Below are 20,089 nucleotides of genomic sequence, written 5' to 3'. Positions count from 1 at the left end.
ACGAATTACGAAAGCTCAAACCTCTTGCCTTCCCTGGGTACGACTGAACAGGGGTCCTGGTGGATAATGACATCCGAACCCGGAAAACGCCGCAAAATCGCCTGCTCTACCTGTTCAGCCACCAGATGCGCCTGAACGAGCGGCAGATTATCTTCCATTTCCAAATGAATCTGAATAAAGCGGGTCGGCCCTGACTGCCGCGTGCGAAGATCGTGAGCACCGTTGACGCCCGGCCACGATGTCACGATATCAATAATTTCCTGACGTTCCTCATCGGGCAGCGCGCGATCCAGTAACGACTGCACTGCCTCATACCCCATACGTAGTGCGCTGTATAGAATATAGATGCCGATTCCCAACGCAAACAAGGCGTCCGCGCGATGCCAGCCATACCAGGCCAGCCCAAGCGCAACGAGAATCGCTCCGTTCATCATAACATCAGACTGATAATGAAGCATATCTGCCCGTACTGCCTGACTTTGCGTCTTGCGCACAACCCAACGCTGAAACGTGACCAGAATGATCGTACAAACCAGGGCGATAAGCGTCACCACGACCCCGACGCCCGGTTCGTTCATTGGCGTAGGGGTAATCAGATGCTGAATACCGGTCAAAAACAGAAACAGCGCCGAGCCGGAAATAAACATGCTCTGCGCCAGCGCCGCCAGCGACTCTGCTTTGCCGTGTCCAAAGGTGTGTTCATCATCCGCCGGTTGCAGCGAATAGCGCACCACTAACAGGTTAGTCAGCGACGCGGCAATATCCACCAGCGAGTCAACCAACGCAGCCAGAATACTCACCGACCCGGTGTACCACCACGCAAAAATTTTGATCAAAAGTAACAGTGACGCCATCACTGTCGCGGCAATTGCCGCCCGGCTGACCAGTCGCCCATAGGTTTGATTCATAAACACTCCTGCCTTTCCATGCCGGTAGTATAACGGATGGAGTAAAACAGTAAGGCAATAACCGGATGACAAATTTTGGACAAAAAAAACCCCTCCATCATGGAGGGGAAGACAGGGATGGTGTCTATGGCAAGGAAAACAGGGTTTGTTACTGGGAACGTGAGTTGCTACTACTCAATAACTTCAACGAGGAGCCGTTTTGCCATTGCGCCACATCGCGCAGTTGCTCCATTCGTTGTTGATGCTTCTCATTTAAAACCGCTTGCTGCTCCGGCGTTAACAGGCGATACATCTGGTTGCGAACCCTGGCCATTTCGACTTGGCGGGCAACCTGTTCTTGCGCCATTTTTTCTGCCTGAGCGCGCACAGCGTTTTCATCAAATTTTTCTGCGATGACAAGGCGATGCATTGTCTCCATTTCGCTAACATTAACAGGAGGCTGTTCGTGTCTTGCCTGCTGCATCAGATCTCGCATCTGTTGACGCTGATGTTCGGTTAAACTTATGCCGTCGAACATATGGCTCTGCGTACTGCGCTGCGTAAGTCCTTCACCTTGATGCCAGTTATCGCCTGTAACGACTTCAGCAGCGTGGCTTAAAGGACTGAGTGCCAGCGTTGAGGCCATGACGGCAGCGGTAACTTTGCGCATCACTTGCTCCCAAAATCTTTTCTGTCGCGATTCAACGAGAGACAGTTTACGATTCGGGCTGCAAACATGCGTCAGGGGGTGTAAAACAACGTAAAGTCATGGATTAGCGACGCCTGATGACGTAATTTCTGCCTCGGAGGTACTTAAACAATGAATAAAATCCTGTTAGTTGATGATGACCGAGAGCTAACTTCCCTGTTAAAGGAGCTGCTCGAAATGGAAGGCTTCAATGTGCTGGTTGCCCATGACGGGGAGCAGGCACTTGAGCTTCTGGACGACAGCATTGATTTACTTTTGCTCGATGTCATGATGCCGAAGAAAAACGGTATTGATACGTTGAAAGCGCTTCGCCAGACACACCAGACCCCTGTCATTATGCTGACCGCGCGCGGCAGCGAACTGGATCGCGTACTCGGCCTTGAGCTGGGCGCGGATGATTATTTACCTAAACCGTTTAACGACCGTGAACTGGTCGCGCGTATCCGTGCGATTCTGCGCCGCTCTCACTGGAGCGAACAGCAGCAGAACAACGACAACGGCTCGCCGACGCTGGAAGTGGATGCGTTAAGCCTCAATCCGGGTCGCCAGGAGGCCAGCTTCGATGGTCAAACCCTGGAGTTAACCGGCACCGAATTTACCCTGCTCTATTTGCTGGCGCAGCATCTCGGCCAGGTGGTTTCGCGTGAACATTTGAGCCAGGAAGTGCTGGGTAAACGCCTGACGCCGTTCGACCGCGCAATCGACATGCATATCTCCAACCTGCGTCGTAAGCTGCCGGAGCGTAAAGACGGGCACCCGTGGTTTAAAACCCTGCGTGGTCGCGGTTATTTGATGGTTTCCGCTTCATGATAGGCAGTTTAACCGCGCGCATCTTTGCCATCTTCTGGTTGACGCTGGCGCTGGTGCTGATGTTGGTATTGATGTTACCCAAGCTCGACTCACGCCAGATGACCGAGCTACTGGACAGCGAACAGCGCCAGGGGTTGATGATTGAGCAACATGTAGAAGCTGAACTCGCGAACGATCCACCCAACGATTTAATGTGGTGGCGTCGCCTGTTCCGTGCGATCGACAAGTGGGCGCCGCCAGGACAGCGGTTATTGCTTGTGACCACTGAAGGACGCGTGATCGGCGCAGAACGCAGCGAAATGCAGATCATTCGTAACTTTATTGGTCAGGCGGATAACGCCGATCATCCGCAGAAGAAGAAATATGGCCGCGTTGAGATGGTAGGCCCGTTCTCTGTCAGAGACGGGGAAGATAACTACCAGCTTTATCTGATTCGACCGGCCAGCAGTTCCCAATCCGATTTTATTAATCTGCTGTTTGACCGCCCGCTCTTGTTGCTGATCGTCACCATGCTGGTCAGTTCGCCTCTGTTGCTTTGGCTGGCCTGGAGCCTGGCGAAACCGGCGCGTAAGTTGAAAAACGCGGCGGACGAAGTGGCTCAGGGTAATCTGCGACAACATCCAGAACTGGAAGCAGGCCCGCAGGAATTTCTTGCGGCTGGTGCCAGCTTTAACCAGATGGTAACTGCGCTGGAACGTATGATGACCACGCAGCAGCGTCTGCTGTCGGATATCTCGCACGAGCTACGCACTCCGCTTACGCGTCTGCAACTGGGCACCGCGCTGCTGCGTCGCCGTAGCGGCGAGAGTAAAGAGCTGGAGCGCATCGAGACCGAAGCGCAGCGGCTGGACAGCATGATCAACGACCTGCTGGTGATGTCGCGTAATCAACAGAAAAACGCGCTGGTCAGCGAAACGATGAAAGCCAATCATCTGTGGGGAGACGTGCTGGATAACGCCGCCTTCGAAGCCGAGCAGATGGGCAAATCGTTAACGGTGAACTTCCCGCCGGGGCCGTGGCCGTTATACGGCAACCCTAACACCCTGGAAAGCGCGCTGGAGAACATTGTCCGTAACGCCCTGCGCTATTCGCACACGAAGATTGAAGTCGGCTTCGCGGTGGATAAAGACGGCATTACGATAACGGTTGATGACGATGGCCCGGGCGTTAGCCCTGAAGACCGTGAACAGATCTTCCGCCCGTTTTATCGTACCGATGAAGCGCGCGATCGGGAGTCCGGTGGAACAGGGTTGGGGCTGGCCATCGTTGAGACCGCGATCCAGCAGCATCGCGGTTGGGTGAAAGCCGAAGACAGCCCGCTGGGCGGCTTACGGCTGGTGATCTGGCTGCCGTTGTATAAGCGTTCTTAAGTCTCGCTGTGGTGCCGGATGGCGGCGTGAACGCCCTTATCCGGCCTACGGAACCGTACGTTGTAGGACCGATAAGCGTAGCGCCATCGGGCGTTACATCATCCACGTAAACGTCGTGACTGATCTTCAATTTTGCCGCTCAAACGGCGCTTCTGCATCGTTCTGGTCCAGCTTTTCGATAACCCCGCCGCCGACAGCAAACGATGATACTGGCCGTCGTCAAACGGCATATGCCAGGCTATCGCAATCGCCTCCTGTACGCTCACATCACTGACGCGCGACGCCAGAATTAACGGCGCATCCGCCGATACCTGCCCCGGCGCGATAACGCTGTACAGCCAGCCGGTTTTCCCGGCGTTCTGCATCTGCGTCGCCATATCGCTAATGCCGAAATGGAAGTTGAGCTTAAAGCACGGCGAACGTGGCTGAGTCACCTGAATCAGCGCCTCTCCCCACTGAAAAATATCGCCGATAAAAACATTTTGCTCGGTCAGACCGTCGGTCGAAAGGTTTTCGCCAAACGCGGGCGCGACAAACAGATCCGCCTGCGCCGGGAATTGACGCGCCCAGTGCAGATAGTGTTCACGGGGATAATGGCACAGCGCGCGATCGGGCCCACCGTGAATTTTTGTCTCTGCCTGCTCATCACCGGCAAGGCCCAGATCGCTAAGCATCAGCTCGCCATCAACCTGGATTTTCGCAATGGCGCTGGGACGATTTCCCGCATAGTCCCGAATTTTGCCCGTAAACACCTCGACCGGATATCGCATCAGCTTCCCTCTCCCGACAAATAATCCTCATTAGAGCATATTTATTTTGTCTCAGCCGCTCAAAATGAGAGCCGGGTTCACATGATGCGCCAGCAGACGTGCTATCAATTAAAGTGATTTTGAAACGCCATTTCATAATAAGGAGTCAACAACGTGACAGTACAATCGCAGTTTGCTGGCGTCTGGTGTCCTTCCATTACGCCGATGGACAATGACGGAAAAGTCGATCTCAACGGCCTGAGCCAGCATCTCAAACGCCTTACCGAGGCCAACATTGATGTTATTTTGCTGATGGGCAGCATTGGCGAATTTGCGTCTTTCACGCTGGAAGAGCGGCTGATGCTGATCCGCGAGGCCCACGCGATGAGTTCGCTGAAGATGGTTGCCAATGTCTCCTCCACCTGCACCAGCGACATCCTGCTTATGGCGCAGGAAGCGTACCGCGTCGGGTACGATGCGGTGATGATTCTGCCGCCGTATTACTACGGGCAGACGTCGAAGCAGCTTCTGAGCTACTTCCGCCAGCTTGGTAACGCCCTGAGCGGCAAATGGTTTGCCTACAATTTCCCGGCACGTACCGGCTGCGATTTAACGCCGGATCTGGTGGCGACCCTTGCCGCCGAATTCCCGAATTTTGCCGGGATTAAAGATACCGTCGACTGCCAGTCCCATACCCGCAGCATGATTCAGACCACCCGCGCGGTACGCGACGATTTTGCCGTGCTCTCCGGCTATGACGAGTATTACATTCCCAACCTGCTGGCGGGCGGCGCAGGCATTATTTCCGGCTTAAACAACGTGATGCCGGAGCTGTTTGTCAGCGCGCGGGAGGCGTTTAAGCAGGGTGATTTGCAAACGTTGCGCGATATCCAGGAGAAAATCGGCACGTTTATGTCCATTTACGCGATTGGCGAGGATTTTGTAACCACGATTAAAACCGTGGTATCGCGTAAGTTCGGCTATTGTACCGGCGTGTCGCGTAATGCGGGAGGAGAACTGAACGAGCACGAGCGTCGCACAATTGATGAGGTGTTTGGCCGTTAATTCTGACCGGAAGCGCCGGATGAGGCATAAGCCGTCATCCGGCAAAACGGGTTTATTTCACCGTACCGCGAATATCGATTTCCGCCGCTCTGGCCTTCACCTTCCGCGACCAGACTGAGGTAATGATCGGCACCAGAATCGAAGTTACGATAACCGATGTGGCAACCAGCGAGGTCGCGGCGGGCGCCATCGGTTTAAACGCCGGAACCATCTCTGCGATCAGCACGGGCGTGGCTACTGCGGCGCCAGCAGAACTTGAGGCGGCAATACCTGCCGTACCGTCACCGCCGCCGATAAACTTGTCAGCGATAATTAACGGGATACCGGTGATAATAATGACCGCCACACCCAGTAGAATCCCCAGCACGCCCGTCTGTGCAATCACGCTCAAATCAATGGTGTTGCCCAGCGCGAAGGCGAAGAACGGGATCAGCGTCTGTACCGCTTTGCTGAAGAATTCCCGCAGTTCCGGGTCGAGATTCCCCAGCGCGAAACCAATCAGGAACGGTAATACCGCCCCCACAAATACATGCGGTTCAAACGAGGCAATCCCGGCGGTTCCCAGAATAACCATCGTCATCAGCGGCCCTGACTCCAGCGACATCAGGACAAATGCCCCGGCCTCTTCTTTGGTGCCGTACTGCTGCATGATGGAGGCGTACAGCCCGCCGTTGGTCATGTCCATAGAAGCCACCAGCGCCAACGTAGACAGCCCGGCGAAGAAGCCCGCTTCCACCCCATGTTCCGGGATAACGCGTGACGCAATAGCGGCCACCACCCAGGCAACCGCAATTTTGGTCACCACCAGCGTCCCGGATTTACGCAGTACGGTGCCTGTGGCGCTCAGTTTGATCGACGCGCCCATACAAAAGAACCAGACCGCCAGAATCGGCACCGTACCGGTGATCATACCGTTTGTGAATGAGCCGAAGTATTTCCCTGCACCTGGCGCGAAGGTGTGGCATAGCGCGCCGAGGAACAACGGAACGAGCATCATGCCACCCGGGACTTTTTCTATCGTGCGTTTAATCTGCATTTCCTTCACCTGTAGACATAAAAACGGGCAATTTTTATGGGCGAATGCGCCTTACTTTGAGGCACACCCGCGTTGATGAAGAAACGATAGACATTCATTCGAACAATAAAAGTGATCCCAACCACATAACAAAACTATGTTTCATTTTTTATGGATTGATGTTTTTAATTTGACGTAAGTCACACCAGGCAAGCCCAAAAGCGCCTAAAAGAAAGCCCCCGCAGGTTATGCCTGCGGGGGCTGAATTCAATGCCGGATGGCGGCTAACGCCTTATCCGGCCTACAAATTGACAAATCCTCTTCGTAGGCCTGATAAGCGCAGCGCCATCAGGCAAAAAGACTTATTTTTTCGCCGCGAAACGCGCAGCAGCTTCGTCCCAGTTCACCACGTTCCAGAACTCTTTGATGTAGTCCGGGCGACGGTTCTGGAATTTCAGGTAGTAAGCGTGTTCCCATACGTCCAGACCCAGGATTGGGAAACCGGAAACGCCGGAAATGGCCTCGCCCATCAGCGGGGAGTCCTGGTTAGCGGTAGAGACAACCGCCAGTTTGTCGCCCTGCAACACCAGCCAGGCCCAACCGGAACCGAAACGCGTTGCCGCCGCTTTTTCAAACTCCGCTTTGAAGTTATCAACGGAACCGAAATCACGCTCGATAGCCGCTTTCAGGTCGCCCTGCAAAGCGGTGCCTTTTTTCAGGCCTTTCCAGAACAGGCTGTGGTTAGCGTGGCCGCCCGCGTTATTGCGCAGTACGGTTTTTTTGTCCGCCGGAAGCTGATCCAGTTTGGTGATCAGTTCTTCAACCGGCAGGTTCGCGAATTCAGGCAGGTTTTCCAGCGCCGCGTTAGCGTTGTTGACATAAGTTTGATGGTGTTTGGTATGGTGGATTTCCATCGTCTGCTTATCGAAGTGCGGTTCCAGCGCATCATAAGCGTACGGCAGGGATGGCAGTGTATAACTCATAATCATCTCCATTATTGTCGAGCGGCTGAAGTGTTAATGCCGCGTAAGCAGTTGGTTCATTATAGTTAATTAAATGATATTGAAAATGCTTATCAATGCCGTAGTTTTAATAAGGATATAACTTTTCATTATGTTCTTGAATATGTGAGCCAAATCACCCGTATAACGTGCTGGTTGCCAGGAAGGAAGAAATGTCGGCAATCCTCAAAAGGTTAATCAACTGCGCAATTTTTACACTCATCAGGTCGGGAGGGTCACACCGGCAATAAAAACGATGAGGATTAAGTCATGAGTAACGCGATTACGATGGGTATCTTTTGGCATTTGATAGGTGCGGCCAGTGCAGCCTGTTTTTATGCCCCGTTCAAACAAGTTAAACAATGGTCCTGGGAAACCATGTGGTCAATCGGTGGGATTGTCTCCTGGCTTATCCTGCCCTGGACCATCAGCGCCCTGCTGCTCCCGGATTTCTGGGCCTATTACAGTTCCTTCAACCTCTCCACCCTGTTGCCCGTATTTCTGTTCGGCGCAATGTGGGGCATCGGTAATATTAACTACGGCCTGACCATGCGCTATCTCGGCATGTCGATGGGGATCGGCATCGCGATTGGTATTACGCTGATCGTCGGCACCCTGATGACCCCCATCATCAATGGAAACTTTGATGTGCTGATCAATACCGAAGGAGGACGAATGACGCTGCTGGGCGTCCTGGTGGCGCTGATCGGCGTTGGCATCGTCACCCGCGCCGGGCAGTTAAAAGAACGCAAAATGGGGATCACCGCCGAGGAGTTCAACCTGAAAAAAGGTCTGCTGCTGGCGGTGATGTGCGGTATTTTCTCCGCCGGGATGTCCTTTGCGATGAACGCCGCCAAACCGATGCATGAAGCCGCTGCCGCGCTCGGCGTCGATCCGCTGTATGTCGCTCTGCCAAGCTACGTGGTCATCATGGGCGGCGGCGCGCTGATCAACCTGGGTTTCTGTTTCGTTCGTCTGGCAAAAGTGAAAAACTTGTCGATAAAAGCCGACTTCTCGCTGGCAAAATCGATGATCATCACCAATATCCTGCTGTCCGCGCTGGGTGGCCTGATGTGGTATTTGCAGTTCTTTTTCTACGCCTGGGGCCACGCTCGCATTCCACCGCAGTATGACTACATCAGCTGGATGCTGCACATGAGCTTCTACGTGCTGTGCGGTGGGATTGTGGGTCTGGTGCTAAAAGAGTGGAAAAACGCGGGTCGTCGTCCTGTCAGCGTTCTCAGTCTGGGTTGTGTGGTCATTATTATTGCCGCCAACATCGTCGGCATGGGAATGGCAAGCTAATCGTTTTGCGTACTGTGATGACGCCACTGGCTGGGCGTCATCCCGGTTTCCCGCGTAAACACCACCGAAAAGTAGTTACTGTCCTCAAAGCCGCACTGCATTGAAATCTCACTGATCATCAGGCGGCTGTGCTGAAGCAAATACTGCGCATGGCAGATGCGGATCTGGCGAAGATACTGGTTGATGGTCATCCCGGTCTGTGAGCGAAACTGCTGTCGCAGCACCCGCTCGCTGCACTGCTCCTGGTCGCAAAACGCATCCAACGCAAAGGGGCGCTCCAGGCTGCCGGCCAGCGCGGTAATCAATTTATCCAGCAATGTTTCGCTCGCCCTGGTCGGGAGATCATCGGTAGCATAGCGGTGTCTTTTCAGCGTCATCACCAGCTGACCAAATAGCAGCTCCGCCATCTCATTCGCCAGCGGATCGCCCTGATTGCTCTCATGTTCAAGCTGGCTGATAACCTGCCGCGCCTGATTCATCCCCACGCTGCCCAGCCGCCAGTGCGGGCGCCGTTCACTGCCGTTAAAGCCCGGAATGGCGCTTTCCCAGCCAAGATTCAGGGTCAACCGCTCCGGGCAGTAAATAATATTCTGCAAAACCAAATCGTTAACGGAGGTGTAGGAGTGTCTGTCCTCGGCGCGAATATAAAACAGATCGCCACGCGTGATGCGGTAAGGGCGATCGTTGAGCACATGCAAACCGTTGCCGCGCCAGACCAACACCAGTTCACAAAACTCGTGTGTATGTTCCGCGAACACATTTTGCGGATAGCGATCGGCAACCGCGACAGCCTGGCCGTCATTCGCAAAAAAGTCTTTTTTCAGAAGGACTAACTGATTTGCCACCGCAGCACCTCACGTTGAATGCTTGCCGGATGGCGCTACGCTTATCTGGCCTACAGATCGCCGCCGTAGGCCGGATAAGACGAAGCCGCCATCCGGCATTGAAGGGGACGATTATCAGCAAATTGGCGACAAAAAACGGTGATAGCTTTCGCGTTACTGTAGCAATGCGTCCCGCCCCTGGCGAATATCCCTGGGCGACCAGTCAAATTCCCGGCGAAACAGCGTCGAAAAATGGTTACTGTCGCCAAAACCGCAGCGATACGCGATATCTGTGACGCTTTCATCACTGTGACGCAGCAGGTGGCGAGCCTTGATAAGCCGCAGACGGTTAAGATAGCGCTGCGGCGTCAGGCCGGTCTGTTGTTTGAGCTGACGATGCAGCGTGCGCAGCGAGAGCGAAAACTTGTCGGCTATCGATTCCCAGCACACCTCTTCAGCAAAATGATCCTCCAGCCAGGCCAGCAACTGATTCAGCCGCGCATCGTTATTGGCCGCCCCTTCCATCAGGCTGCTTTTACGCAGCAGCACCAGCAACTGCATAAACAGAATTTCACGGTTGGCGACCGCAGGTGTGTCCATCTCGTCTCCGGCGTTTTCCATCTGCGCCACCAGTTGCCGCACCTGCTGCAACGCGCTCTGATTCACGCGCCAGTGTGACGGATACTGCCCATCCTGTTCCTGCGGCAAGAGCTGGTTCAGCCCTGCCAGAAACTGAAACGCGTCCGGCGAGCGATAGAGCACATTCGTCAGACACAGGTTGTCGGTGTGTTCATACAGATGTCTGTCGTGATCGCGAACAAAGCAGACCGTACCGCCACTAATGGTGTAGGGCTGCCCATTGAACACATGAATGCCAGTGCCATGTTCAACAATCACAATCTCGTGAAAATCATGATGATGTTCAGGAAAAGCAGACTGAGGAAGCCGGGGTTCAATGGCCACGGGCGCTTTACCTGACGGAAAAAAATCCACGCTATGCAGTACGGTCATGATGGCTTCCTGATATGAGAAACATGTCAGAAATAGTAATTAAGGGTTACTACCCTCACCTTAAATTTTTAACGCCAAAGCGCGCAAACCCGGTCGTTTTTTCAAGAAAGGACGGGAAAGATCAGGAAATGCGGACGCCGTCACATCCGGCCAATTCACGCTGATAAACGGAAATTGTGAACGCTATCACGTTCACCTTTGCCTCCTTGCCAGCGGCCAATTTAACCTGTCAGTAACAGGAAGGTACGCCTTCCTGGGGGTTCTTAGACTGAGTGCAATGAAACTCAGAAGGACTTCACCATGACTTTTCGCCATTGTGTCGCTGTCGATCTCGGGGCATCCAGTGGGCGCGTAATGCTGGCGCGTTACGACAGTGAACAACACGCCCTGACACTGCGTGAAATCCACCGCTTCGCGAACTGTTTGCAAAAAACAGACGGGTTCGACGCCTGGGATATCGACAGCCTGGAAAATGAAATTCGCCTTGGACTGGAGAAAGTCTGCGATGAAGGTATCCGTATTGACAGCATCGGCATTGATACCTGGGGCGTGGACTATGTGCTGCTCGACAAGCACGGCCAGCGCGTCGGTCTGCCCGTATCTTATCGCGACAACCGTACCACGGGGGTGATGCAGCAGGCGCTGGCGCAGCTCGGCAAGCATGATATCTATCGCCGCAGCGGCATTCAGTTTCTGCCGTTCAATACGCTGTATCAGCTCCGCGCGCTGGTTGAACAACAGCCTGAACTTATCCCGCAGGTGGCGCATGCCCTGCTGATCCCCGACTATTTCAGTTTCCGCCTGACGGGCGAAATGAACTGGGAATACACCAACGCCACCACCACGCAGCTCGTCAATATCAACAGCGATGACTGGGACGATACCCTGCTGGACTGGACCGGCGCCAACAAAGCCTGGTTTGGCAGGCCCACCCATCCGGGCAACGTGATCGGCTACTGGATCTGCCCACAGAAAAATCAGATTCCGGTGGTCGCCGTCGCCAGTCACGACACCGCCAGCGCGGTGATCGCCTCTCCGCTGGCCGATAAAAACAGCGCTTATCTCTCTTCCGGCACCTGGTCGTTGATGGGCTTCGAGAGCAGAACGCCTTACACCGATGACGCGGCGCTGGCGGCGAACATCACCAATGAAGGCGGCGCAGAAGGCCGCTACCGGGTGCTGAAAAACATCATGGGGCTCTGGCTGCTTCAGCGCGTACTGAAAGAGCGCCAGATTACCGACCTGCCCGCGCTGATCGCCGAGACCCAGTCGCTTCCGGCCTGCCGTTTCCTGATAAACCCGAATGACGATCGCTTTATCAACCCCGCCGATATGAGCGCGGAGATTCAGGCGGCCTGCCGTGAATCCGGCCAGCCGGAACCCACCCGTAACGCCGAACTGGCACGCTGCATTTTCGACAGTCTGGCGCTGCTGTATGCCGATGTGTTGCAGGAGCTGGCGAACCTGCGTGGTGAAGCCTTTAGCCAGCTGCACATCGTTGGAGGAGGTTGCCAGAACGCCCTGCTGAACCAGCTGTGCGCCGATGCCTGCGGCATTCGCGTGATGGCCGGGCCGATTGAGGCTTCCACCCTCGGCAATATCGGCATCCAGCTCATGACGCTGGACGAACTGAACAACGTTGACGACTTCCGTCAGGTGGTGAGAACCAACTACGACCTGACGACCTTTACCCCAAATCCTGACAGTGAAATTGCCCGCCACGTTGCGCAGTTTCAATCAAAACGACAGACAAAGGAGCTTTGCGCATGACCACTCAACTTGAACAAGCCTGGGAACTGGCGAAACAACGTTTTGCTGCGGTAGGTATTGATGTCGAGGAGGCGTTACGCCAGCTCGATCGTCTGCCGGTATCGATGCACTGCTGGCAGGGCGACGACGTCGCCGGATTCGAAAACCCGGAAGGATCGCTCACCGGCGGTATTCAGGCCACCGGTAACTATCCCGGTAAAGCGCGCAGCGCCAGCGAGCTGCGCGCCGACCTGGAACAGGCGCTAAGCCTGATCCCGGGGCCAAAACGCCTGAACTTACACGCAATCTATCTGGAGTCTGACACGCCGGTGTCCCGCGACCAGATCAAACCGGAGCACTTCAAAAACTGGGTGGAATGGGCAAAAGCGAACCAGTTAGGGCTGGACTTCAACCCCTCCTGCTTTTCTCACCCGCTGAGCGCTGACGGCTTCACCCTGGCGCACGCGGACGACAACATTCGCCAGTTCTGGATTGACCACTGCAAGGCCAGCCGCCGCGTATCCGCGTACTTCGGTGAGCAACTGGGCACGCCGTCGGTGATGAACATCTGGATCCCGGATGGCATGAAAGACATCACCGTTGACCGCTTAGCGCCGCGCCAACGCCTGCTGGAGGCGCTGGACGAGGTGATCAGCGAAAAACTGAACCCAGCGCATCACATCGACGCCGTGGAAAGCAAACTGTTCGGTATTGGCGCGGAAAGCTATACCGTCGGCTCCAACGAGTTCTACATGGGCTACGCCACCAGCCGCCAGACCGCGCTGTGCCTCGACGCGGGCCACTTCCATCCGACCGAAGTGATTTCCGACAAGATTTCCGCCGCCATGCTGTATGTGCCGCGCCTGCTGCTGCACGTCAGCCGCCCGGTGCGCTGGGACAGCGACCACGTCGTGCTGCTGGATGATGAAACCCAGGCAATTGCCAGCGAAATCGTGCGTCACAACCTGTTTGACCGCGTGCATATCGGCCTCGATTTCTTCGATGCCTCCATCAACCGTATCGCCGCGTGGGTTATCGGCACGCGCAATATGAAGAAAGCGCTGCTGCGCGCGCTGCTGGAACCAACCGGGCAACTGCGTCAGTTAGAAGCCAGCGGCGATTACACCGCCCGCCTGGCGCTGCTGGAAGAGCAGAAATCCCTGCCGTGGCAAGCCGTCTGGGAAATGTATTGCCAGCGTCACGACACGCCAGCCGGCAGCCAGTGGCTGGAAAGCGTCCGTGCCTATGAAAAAGAGATTCTGAGCAAACGTAGCTAACCGCGACGCCTGACTTGTAGGCCGGATAAGACGTTCCGCGTCGCCATCCGGCAATAAATGAAACACGATTGCCGGATGGCGCTGCGCTTATCCGGCCTACGTAAGACCCGATAACGTTCGGGCAATAAATGGGAACACCGAACATGCAGAACATTACCCACTCCTGGTTTGTCCAGGGAATGATCAAAGCCACCTCCGACGCCTGGCTGAAGGGCTGGGACGAACGTAACGGCGGCAACCTGACGCTGCGTCTGGATGAGGCGGATATCGCGCCGTTTACCGACGATTTCCACCAGGAGCCGCGCTATATCGCGCTGAGTCAGCCAATGCCGCTGCTGGCGAACACGCCGTTTATCGTCACCGGCTCCGGCAAATTCTTCCGCAACGTACAGCTCGATCCGGCAGCGAATTTAGGCGTGGTGAAAGTGGACAGCGACGGCGCGGGCTACCACATTCTGTGGGGGCTGAATCATGAGGCGGTTCCAACCTCCGAGCTGCCGGCCCACTTCCTCTCCCACTGCGAGCGCATTAACGCCACCGACGGCAAAGACCGCGTGATTATGCATTGCCACGCCACCAACCTGATCGCGCTGACCTACGTGCTGGAAAACAACACGCCGCTTTTCACCCGCAAACTGTGGGAAGGCAGCACCGAGTGCCTGGTGGTGTTCCCGGACGGCGTCGGCATTCTGCCGTGGATGGTGCCGGGCACTGATGAGATCGGTCAGGCCACCGCGCAGGAAATGCAGAAGCATTCGCTGGTGCTGTGGCCCTTCCACGGCGTGTTCGGCAGCGGCCCGACGCTGGATGAAACATTCGGCCTGATCGATACCGCCGAGAAGTCTGCGGAGGTGCTGGTCAAAATCTATTCAATGGGCGGTATGAAGCAAACCATCACGCGTGAAGAACTGGTAGCGCTTGGCAAACGCTTTGGCGTGACTCCGCTTGCCAGCGCATTAGCGTTGTACTGATTCTTTCCGCAATCCAATGCCGGATGGCGGCTTCGCCTTATCCGGCCTACGCCGTAGGCCCGATAAGCGCAGCGTCATCGGGCAATAGGGTAACGGTCAATCTTAAGGAGAATATTCATGAGCTTCATGTTGGCACTTCCCAAAATTAGCCTGCATGGCGCAGGCGCAATCGGCGATATGGTTAACCTCGTCGCGAATAAGCAATGGGGTAAAGCGCTGGTCGTCACTGACGGGCAACTGGTAAAACTGGGCCTGCTGGACAGCCTGTTTGCCGCGCTTGACGCGCATCAGATGTCGTACCACCTTTTCGACGAGGTTTTCCCGAACCCCACTGAAGAACTGGTGCAAAAAGGGTATGCGGCATATCAGGACGCGCAGTGTGATTACATCATCGCCTTCGGCGGCGGCAGCCCGATCGATACCGCCAAAGCGGTCAAAATTCTGACGGCGAATCCTGGCCCCTCTACCGCCTATTCAGGCGTCGGCAAAGTCAAAAACGCGGGCGTTCCACTGGTAGCGATAAATACCACCGCCGGTACGGCAGCGGAAATGACCAGCAATGCCGTCATTATCGACTCCGCGCGCCAGGTCAAAGAGGTCATCATCGACCCGAATATCATCCCTGATATCGCGGTGGACGACGCCAGCGTTATGCTGGACATCCCGCCATCCGTCACTGCCGCCACCGGCATGGATGCGCTGACCCACGCCATTGAGGCCTATGTCTCGGTTGGCGCGCATCCGCTTACCGACGCCAATGCGCTGGAAGCCATTCGGCTGATTAACCTATGGTTGCCGAAAGCGGTTGATGACGGCCACAACCTCGAAGCGCGTGAGCAGATGGCGTTTGGCCAGTATCTGGCGGGTATGGCGTTCAACAGCGCTGGCCTTGGTCTGGTACACGCGCTGGCGCATCAGCCAGGCGCCACGCACAACCTGCCGCACGGCGTCTGTAACGCCATCCTGCTGCCGATCATTGAGAACTTTAACCGCCCGAACGCGGTCGCGCGTTTTGCCCGCGTCGCCCAGGCGATGGGCGTCGATACTCAAGGTATGAGCATTGAGGCGGCGAGTATGGAAGCGATCAATGCAATCCGCGCATTGAGCAAACGCGTCGGCATTCCTGAAGGTTTCAGCACACTGGGCGTCACGAAAGACGATATTGAAGGCTGGCTGGACAAAGCACTGGCAGATCCGTGTGCGCCATGCAATCCACGCACCGCCAGCCGCGATGACGTCCGCGAGTTGTATCTGGAGGCGCTATGATCCGCAAAGCGTTTGTGATGCAGGTGAATGCCGACGCACACGAGGAGTATCAGCGTCGCCATAATCCCATCTGGCCGGAGCTGGAAAGCGTATTGAAAGCGCATGGCGCGCATCACTATGCGATTTACCTCGATAAAGAACGCAACCTGTTGTTCGCGACCGTCGAGATCGAATCGGAAGAGCGCTGGAATGCCATCGCCAGTACCGACGTGTGCCAGCGTTGGTGGAAGCATATGCGCGACGTGATGCCTGCCAACCCGGATAACAGCCCGGTGAGCGCAGAACTGAAAGCAGTGTTTTACCTGGCATAGGCTGTCTGAAGCCGGATGACTCAACGCCGGATGGCGACGCTAATGCGTCTTATCCGGCCTACAGGTAGCAAACGGCACGAAATTGTAGGCCGGATAAGCGTCAGCGCCATCCGGCATCATAAACCTCATCGCGCGGAATTAATTTTGCTCGGCCACCAGGATCGCCTGCGTATCCGCTTCCAGCGCTTTAAAAATGTGCTCCTGATCGGCGGGATAACAAATATAATCGCCCTCGCCTAACTCTTCCGGCGCCTCTGTCAGCCCGACAAGCGCTTTCCCCTGCGTCACAATAATATGCTCTACCGATCCCGGCGGATGTGGATGTGAAATACGATCCGCCCCCGGCTGCGTCAGCAGCAGGTAGATATCGCGCCGCGCCCCTGGCGGACAGGCAGCCAGTAAAATAGCCTGATAGTGGGCCTGTTCCGCCACCACTTTTGTCCCTTCTCCGCGACGAATCACCTGCGTTTTTTGCGCCTGCGGCTCCAGCAGACGTGCAAAGGGAATATCCAGGGCCACGCAAAGCGCCCAGAGCGTTTCCAGGCTAGGATTTCCATTGCCCGCTTCCAGTTGCGACAGGGTAGATTTCGCAATCCCCGCACGCCGGGCGATTTCCGCCAGCGACAGGCCGGTACGCTGACGTTCGCGCACCAGGCTTTTCGCGATCACGCTAATGGGCTGTGTCATTCACGACTCCGCGTTCTTTATATCGAACGAATCGTTCGAGTTGTAAATCAATTCTGTTGCGTTCATTATAATGGAAATTCGTTCGATATGGCTAAAATAGTATGAAACATCACCTCTCATGTCTCAGCGGAGACACGATAAAAGCGATATTTTTAGTGTGCCTGGCCGTTGGCGTCGTCGGGATGTCCTACGGATCGCTGGCGATGGCCTACGGCTTCCCGATTTGGGTACCGTTTGTACTCTCCATTTTTGTCCTGGCGGGGGCGTCCGAATTTATGTTTATCGGCATTGTCGCCAGCGGCGGGAACCCACTGGCCGCCGCCGCTGCCGGTTTGCTGGTGAATGCCCGCCACATTCCATTCGGCGTAACGGTACGTGAACTGGTAGGCACCCGCGCCGCCAGCTTTCTGGGCTGCCATATCATGAATGATGAAAGCGTCGTCTTTGGTCTGTCGCAAAAAACACGGCAACAGCGCAAAGCCGCCTACTGGCTGTGCGGCGCGGGCGTCGCAATTTTTTGGCCGCTGGGCGCACTGCTTGGCGCGATGGTCGGCAAACTGCTCCCGGCACCGGAAACCATCGGTCTGGACGCGGTATTTCCCGCCATTTTATTGGCGTTAGTGATCCCGGCGTTCAGGAATCGCACCACGCTGATCCGCGCCTGTAGCGGCGCCGGGCTGTCGCTTGCCGCCGTCCCCTTCGCACCGGTCGGATTGCCGGTACTGCTCTCTCTGCTTGGCTTACTGACGAGGAAAAAATAATGGGCAACATGACGCTGTTTATCGTCGGTATTGCTGTGTTATCGGCAGGCACCTATCTGATGCGTCTTGGCGGAGCAAAGCTCGGCAACCGGCTGGCGCTCTCCGAACGTTCTCAGGCGCTATTGTCGGATGCGGCAACGGTATTGCTGTTTTCAGTGGCACTGGCAACCACGTTTTATGAAGGCGAACATTTTGCCGGAATGGCGCGGGTACTGGGCGTCGCGTTCGCTGTTTTCCTGGCGTGGCGCAAAATGCCGCTGATTGTGGTGATTATCGCTGCGGCGGTGGTGACAGCGCTGCTAAGGCTGGCGGGTATGCACTAAATATGAGGCATTTATCGGAATAGTAAAACAGTAAACGCAGAAACGAAAAAAGCGCCCTGAAGGCGCTCTTTCGACAGTTTTGAATCACTTATTTCAGCAGTTCAGCGGTCATATGCACGCGGTTACCGGAGTATGCGGAAGTGATTTTGTAATCACTGGCGCCAGCCTGCTGAGCCTGAGCGGCAATTTTTGCTTCTGCGCTTTCCAGAGTAGAGCCCGTCGCAGTAACAGACTGAGCGGCGAAAGAACCGAAAGAAGTAGCGAGAGCGATAACTGCGACAAAAGTTTTGATGCTTTTCATGATATAAACCCTTTAACTTAGTTGTTTGAGTAAGGCACCGTGCCTTGATGTGATAAATAATAGGCCGGTATTCGAACAACTAAAAGCGGAAGGATTTGCTATTCTTTTTCAAATTTACTGAATAAAACTCAACCTGTCATCAAACGCCGTGGATGCGTATAAATTGTCGCCTTGCCCGGCTTGCAAAAGCCCACCAGCGTCAGGTTACAGCGCTCAGCCACGTCAACCGCTAACGTGGTGGCAGCGGAGACGGCAAACAGGATTTCAACGCCGCACATCGCCGATTTCTGCACCATTTCATAGCTGGCGCGACTGGAGACCAGCACCGCGCCCTGCTGCCAGATTTCGCCTTCCGTCGCCCGGTGCCCCAGCAGTTTATCCAGCGCGACATGGCGACCGACATCTTCATGCCCGCCCGCTAATTCACCGGACGGCATCGCCCACGCCGCCGCATGAGTACAGCCGGTAAGCTGACCAACCGGTTGAAAATCAGACAGATGCTTCAGCGCGCGATCAAGATTCGCCAGGTTAAAGGTTTGGGTAAACGGGAGCGGCGTAATGGGTTTGCCGATGTCATTCAGCTGCTCCACGCCGCAAACGCCACAGCCGGTACGCCCGGCCAGGGCGCGACGACGTTCTTTCAGCCCCATAAAACGGCGGCTGGAAAGCTCAATCTGCACTTCAAGGCCGTTGCAGGAAGGAACGACGTCCATGCCATAAATATCCTGCGGACATTCAATAATGCCTTCCGACAGTGAAAAACCGATCGCGAATTGTTCCAGATCTTTCGGCGTGGTCATCATCACTACATGGGAAATGCCGTTATAGACCAGCGCGACAGGAACTTCCGTCGCCAGCATATCCGGTTTTGATTGCGTCAGGCACCCGCGCGTCCAGACGGCATGAGAAACAGCGCCCTCCGGGGATGAATTTTGATGGTCAGACAAAGCAGCTTCCTGGTATGGACTCACGATAAGAGAGATTGCGTTCAGGCAGGATGAGAGCGCCTTTGCGCATTTAACTGCGGTTATTGTCCTCCATTATTTTTGTGAGGTCAAAACCGGGGCAAAACCGCCCCGGTCGGCAGGATGAGAACGCTAGTTAGCCGCGAGAGCGTCAAACGACACGGTGTAGGTTTCTTCCAGATCCTGCGTATTGCTGGTCTGGAAAGCTTTATCGGCAAGATAAGTGGTGATCATCAGTGTTGCAACCCACTGTTTTCCTGCCACTTCCTGACCGTTTACCGCAGCAGCGGACATATCCGGCAACAGCGTCATTTCCGCAGCGCCGCCCGATACCTGCGCCGCGCCGCGGGGAACCGAAGCCAACTGAACGGGAGCGTTATCGACTCTGGCATTTTTCATTTTAATCGACATCGCGCCGTTGTCAGAAAACTGCCAGGCCTGCCCCTGCCGGGCGGGGCCATCCACAAAGAGCCGAATTTTATGTTCATCAGTACAGATGACGGAGACCTGTAACTCCCGGGTGACGGAGGCATAACCGTGATACATATTCCCGGCGTATTCGGTGCTCCCCTCCCTCATATCCTCCCTGCGGAACCGCCCATAGTCGACCTGTTTTGTCGAAGATAAAATCTGACAGTCGCCTTCTTCCGCCAGCGCGGATGGCGCATTCCCACACAAGAAACCCGCCAGTAATACAGGCATAAAAACGCTAAGATGTTTCATGGAGCCAGC

At 55.3% G+C, this 20,089-nt stretch carries 22 protein-coding genes; 11 read left to right on the top strand and 11 right to left on the bottom strand.

Going from position 1 to position 20,089, the window contains the following annotated elements:
- Positions 1-5 precede the first annotated feature (5 nt).
- Both fieF and cpxP read right to left on the bottom strand, forming a co-directional pair.
- Positions 6-908, bottom strand: coding sequence for a CDF family cation-efflux transporter FieF (gene fieF / locus OGV83_RS00435; RefSeq protein WP_049011792.1), 903 nt, complete (start codon positions 906-908; stop codon positions 6-8).
- 148 nt (positions 909-1,056) lie between these two features.
- Positions 1,057-1,557, bottom strand: coding sequence for a cell-envelope stress modulator CpxP (gene cpxP, locus OGV83_RS00430; protein ID WP_012133885.1), 501 nt, complete (start codon positions 1,555-1,557; stop codon positions 1,057-1,059).
- Between the two features lie 150 nt (positions 1,558-1,707).
- Between cpxP and cpxR the strand changes: the two genes are divergently transcribed.
- Together cpxR and cpxA are read left to right on the top strand one after the other, a co-directional pair.
- Positions 1,708-2,406, top strand: a complete 699-nt coding sequence (gene cpxR, locus OGV83_RS00425) for an envelope stress response regulator transcription factor CpxR (RefSeq protein ID WP_012133886.1) — start codon at positions 1,708-1,710, stop codon at positions 2,404-2,406.
- On the top strand, positions 2,403-3,776 hold the full coding sequence (gene cpxA / locus OGV83_RS00420; RefSeq protein WP_110494833.1) for an envelope stress sensor histidine kinase CpxA: 1,374 nt from the start codon (positions 2,403-2,405) through the stop codon (positions 3,774-3,776). The genes cpxR and cpxA overlap by 4 nt, the downstream gene beginning before the upstream one ends.
- Before the next feature lie 98 nt (positions 3,777-3,874).
- On the opposite strand, the gene yiiM is transcribed toward cpxA, so the two are convergent.
- On the bottom strand, positions 3,875-4,546 hold the full coding sequence (gene yiiM / locus OGV83_RS00415) for a 6-hydroxyaminopurine reductase (RefSeq protein WP_286463005.1): 672 nt from the start codon (positions 4,544-4,546) through the stop codon (positions 3,875-3,877).
- 153 nt (positions 4,547-4,699) lie between these two features.
- Here yiiM and OGV83_RS00410 point away from each other — a divergent pair, with 153 nt between their 5' ends.
- Positions 4,700-5,590 (top strand): dihydrodipicolinate synthase family protein, encoded by an 891-nt coding sequence (locus tag OGV83_RS00410; RefSeq protein ID WP_286463004.1) that lies wholly within the window; start codon positions 4,700-4,702, stop codon positions 5,588-5,590.
- A gap of 52 nt (positions 5,591-5,642) precedes the next feature.
- On the opposite strand, the gene kdgT is transcribed toward OGV83_RS00410, so the two are convergent.
- Positions 5,643-6,626, bottom strand: a complete 984-nt coding sequence (kdgT, locus tag OGV83_RS00405) for a 2-keto-3-deoxygluconate transporter (protein ID WP_012133890.1) — start codon at positions 6,624-6,626, stop codon at positions 5,643-5,645.
- Positions 6,627-6,967: 341 nt separating this feature from the next.
- A complete protein-coding gene (gene sodA, locus OGV83_RS00400) occupies positions 6,968-7,588 on the bottom strand; it encodes a superoxide dismutase [Mn] (protein WP_024130664.1) in 621 nt (206 codons plus the stop codon).
- A gap of 288 nt (positions 7,589-7,876) precedes the next feature.
- Here sodA and rhaT point away from each other — a divergent pair, with 288 nt between their 5' ends.
- Complete coding sequence (gene rhaT / locus OGV83_RS00395; protein ID WP_012133892.1) at positions 7,877-8,911, top strand: L-rhamnose/proton symporter RhaT; 1,035 nt, start codon at positions 7,877-7,879, stop codon at positions 8,909-8,911.
- Here the strand turns inward: rhaT and rhaR are convergent.
- Entirely contained in the window at positions 8,908-9,756 is an 849-nt protein-coding gene (gene rhaR / locus OGV83_RS00390; RefSeq protein WP_047459845.1) for an HTH-type transcriptional activator RhaR, read from the bottom strand. The two genes, rhaT and rhaR, sit on opposite strands and share 4 nt — an antisense overlap.
- Positions 9,757-9,909: 153 nt before the next feature.
- Positions 9,910-10,746, bottom strand: a complete 837-nt coding sequence (rhaS, locus tag OGV83_RS00385) for an HTH-type transcriptional activator RhaS (RefSeq protein ID WP_012133897.1) — start codon at positions 10,744-10,746, stop codon at positions 9,910-9,912.
- A 300-nt stretch (positions 10,747-11,046) separates the two neighbouring features.
- Here rhaS and rhaB point away from each other — a divergent pair, with 300 nt between their 5' ends.
- The 5 genes from rhaB (at position 11,047) to rhaM (ending at position 16,320) form a co-directional block, all read left to right on the top strand.
- Complete coding sequence (gene rhaB, locus OGV83_RS00380; protein WP_104867941.1) at positions 11,047-12,516, top strand: rhamnulokinase; 1,470 nt, start codon at positions 11,047-11,049, stop codon at positions 12,514-12,516.
- Positions 12,513-13,772 carry an L-rhamnose isomerase gene (gene rhaA, locus OGV83_RS00375; RefSeq protein WP_049009558.1) on the top strand — a complete coding sequence of 420 codons (1,260 nt, stop codon included), beginning with the start codon at positions 12,513-12,515 and terminating at the stop codon, positions 13,770-13,772. The genes rhaB and rhaA overlap by 4 nt, the downstream gene beginning before the upstream one ends.
- A 143-nt stretch (positions 13,773-13,915) precedes the next feature.
- Positions 13,916-14,743, top strand: a complete 828-nt coding sequence (gene rhaD, locus OGV83_RS00370) for a rhamnulose-1-phosphate aldolase (protein WP_012133901.1) — start codon at positions 13,916-13,918, stop codon at positions 14,741-14,743.
- A 117-nt stretch (positions 14,744-14,860) separates the two neighbouring features.
- A complete protein-coding gene (gene fucO, locus OGV83_RS00365) occupies positions 14,861-16,009 on the top strand; it encodes a lactaldehyde reductase (RefSeq protein WP_058668376.1) in 1,149 nt (382 codons plus the stop codon).
- A complete protein-coding gene (rhaM, locus tag OGV83_RS00360; protein ID WP_071259463.1) occupies positions 16,006-16,320 on the top strand; it encodes an L-rhamnose mutarotase in 315 nt (104 codons plus the stop codon). The genes fucO and rhaM overlap by 4 nt, the downstream gene beginning before the upstream one ends.
- Before the next feature lie 138 nt (positions 16,321-16,458).
- On the opposite strand, the gene OGV83_RS00355 is transcribed toward rhaM, so the two are convergent.
- Positions 16,459-17,007 (bottom strand): helix-turn-helix domain-containing protein, encoded by a 549-nt coding sequence (locus tag OGV83_RS00355; protein ID WP_012133905.1) that lies wholly within the window; start codon positions 17,005-17,007, stop codon positions 16,459-16,461.
- A gap of 101 nt (positions 17,008-17,108) precedes the next feature.
- On the opposite strand from OGV83_RS00355, the gene OGV83_RS00350 reads away from it, so the two are divergent.
- Both OGV83_RS00350 and OGV83_RS00345 read left to right on the top strand, forming a co-directional pair.
- The gene (locus OGV83_RS00350) at positions 17,109-17,768 is read left to right on the top strand and encodes an AzlC family ABC transporter permease (protein ID WP_047459858.1); all 660 of its coding nucleotides are present in this window, start codon (positions 17,109-17,111) and stop codon (positions 17,766-17,768) included.
- Entirely contained in the window at positions 17,768-18,091 is a 324-nt protein-coding gene (locus OGV83_RS00345; protein ID WP_012133907.1) for an AzlD domain-containing protein, read from the top strand. The genes OGV83_RS00350 and OGV83_RS00345 overlap by 1 nt, the downstream gene beginning before the upstream one ends.
- Positions 18,092-18,179: 88 nt before the next feature.
- Here the strand turns inward: OGV83_RS00345 and OGV83_RS00340 are convergent, their stop codons facing one another.
- The 3 genes from OGV83_RS00340 to OGV83_RS00330 form a co-directional block, all read right to left on the bottom strand.
- Positions 18,180-18,392, bottom strand: coding sequence for a YdgH/BhsA/McbA-like domain containing protein (locus OGV83_RS00340; RefSeq protein ID WP_012133908.1), 213 nt, complete (start codon positions 18,390-18,392; stop codon positions 18,180-18,182).
- 128 nt (positions 18,393-18,520) lie between these two features.
- On the bottom strand, positions 18,521-19,273 hold the full coding sequence (fdhD, locus tag OGV83_RS00335; RefSeq protein ID WP_353654424.1) for a formate dehydrogenase accessory sulfurtransferase FdhD: 753 nt from the start codon (positions 19,271-19,273) through the stop codon (positions 18,521-18,523).
- Between the two features lie 216 nt (positions 19,274-19,489).
- A complete protein-coding gene (locus OGV83_RS00330) occupies positions 19,490-20,080 on the bottom strand; it encodes a DUF1120 domain-containing protein (RefSeq protein ID WP_058669137.1) in 591 nt (196 codons plus the stop codon).
- Between the last annotated feature and the right edge of the window lie 9 nt (positions 20,081-20,089).

Source organism: Citrobacter sp. CK189, from assembly GCF_030333505.1.
GTDB classification, from domain to species: Bacteria; Pseudomonadota; Gammaproteobacteria; order Enterobacterales; family Enterobacteriaceae; genus Citrobacter_B; species Citrobacter_B koseri.
The sequence above is the reverse complement of the archived record's forward strand: the minus strand, read 5'-3'. Positions and strand labels throughout refer to the sequence as shown.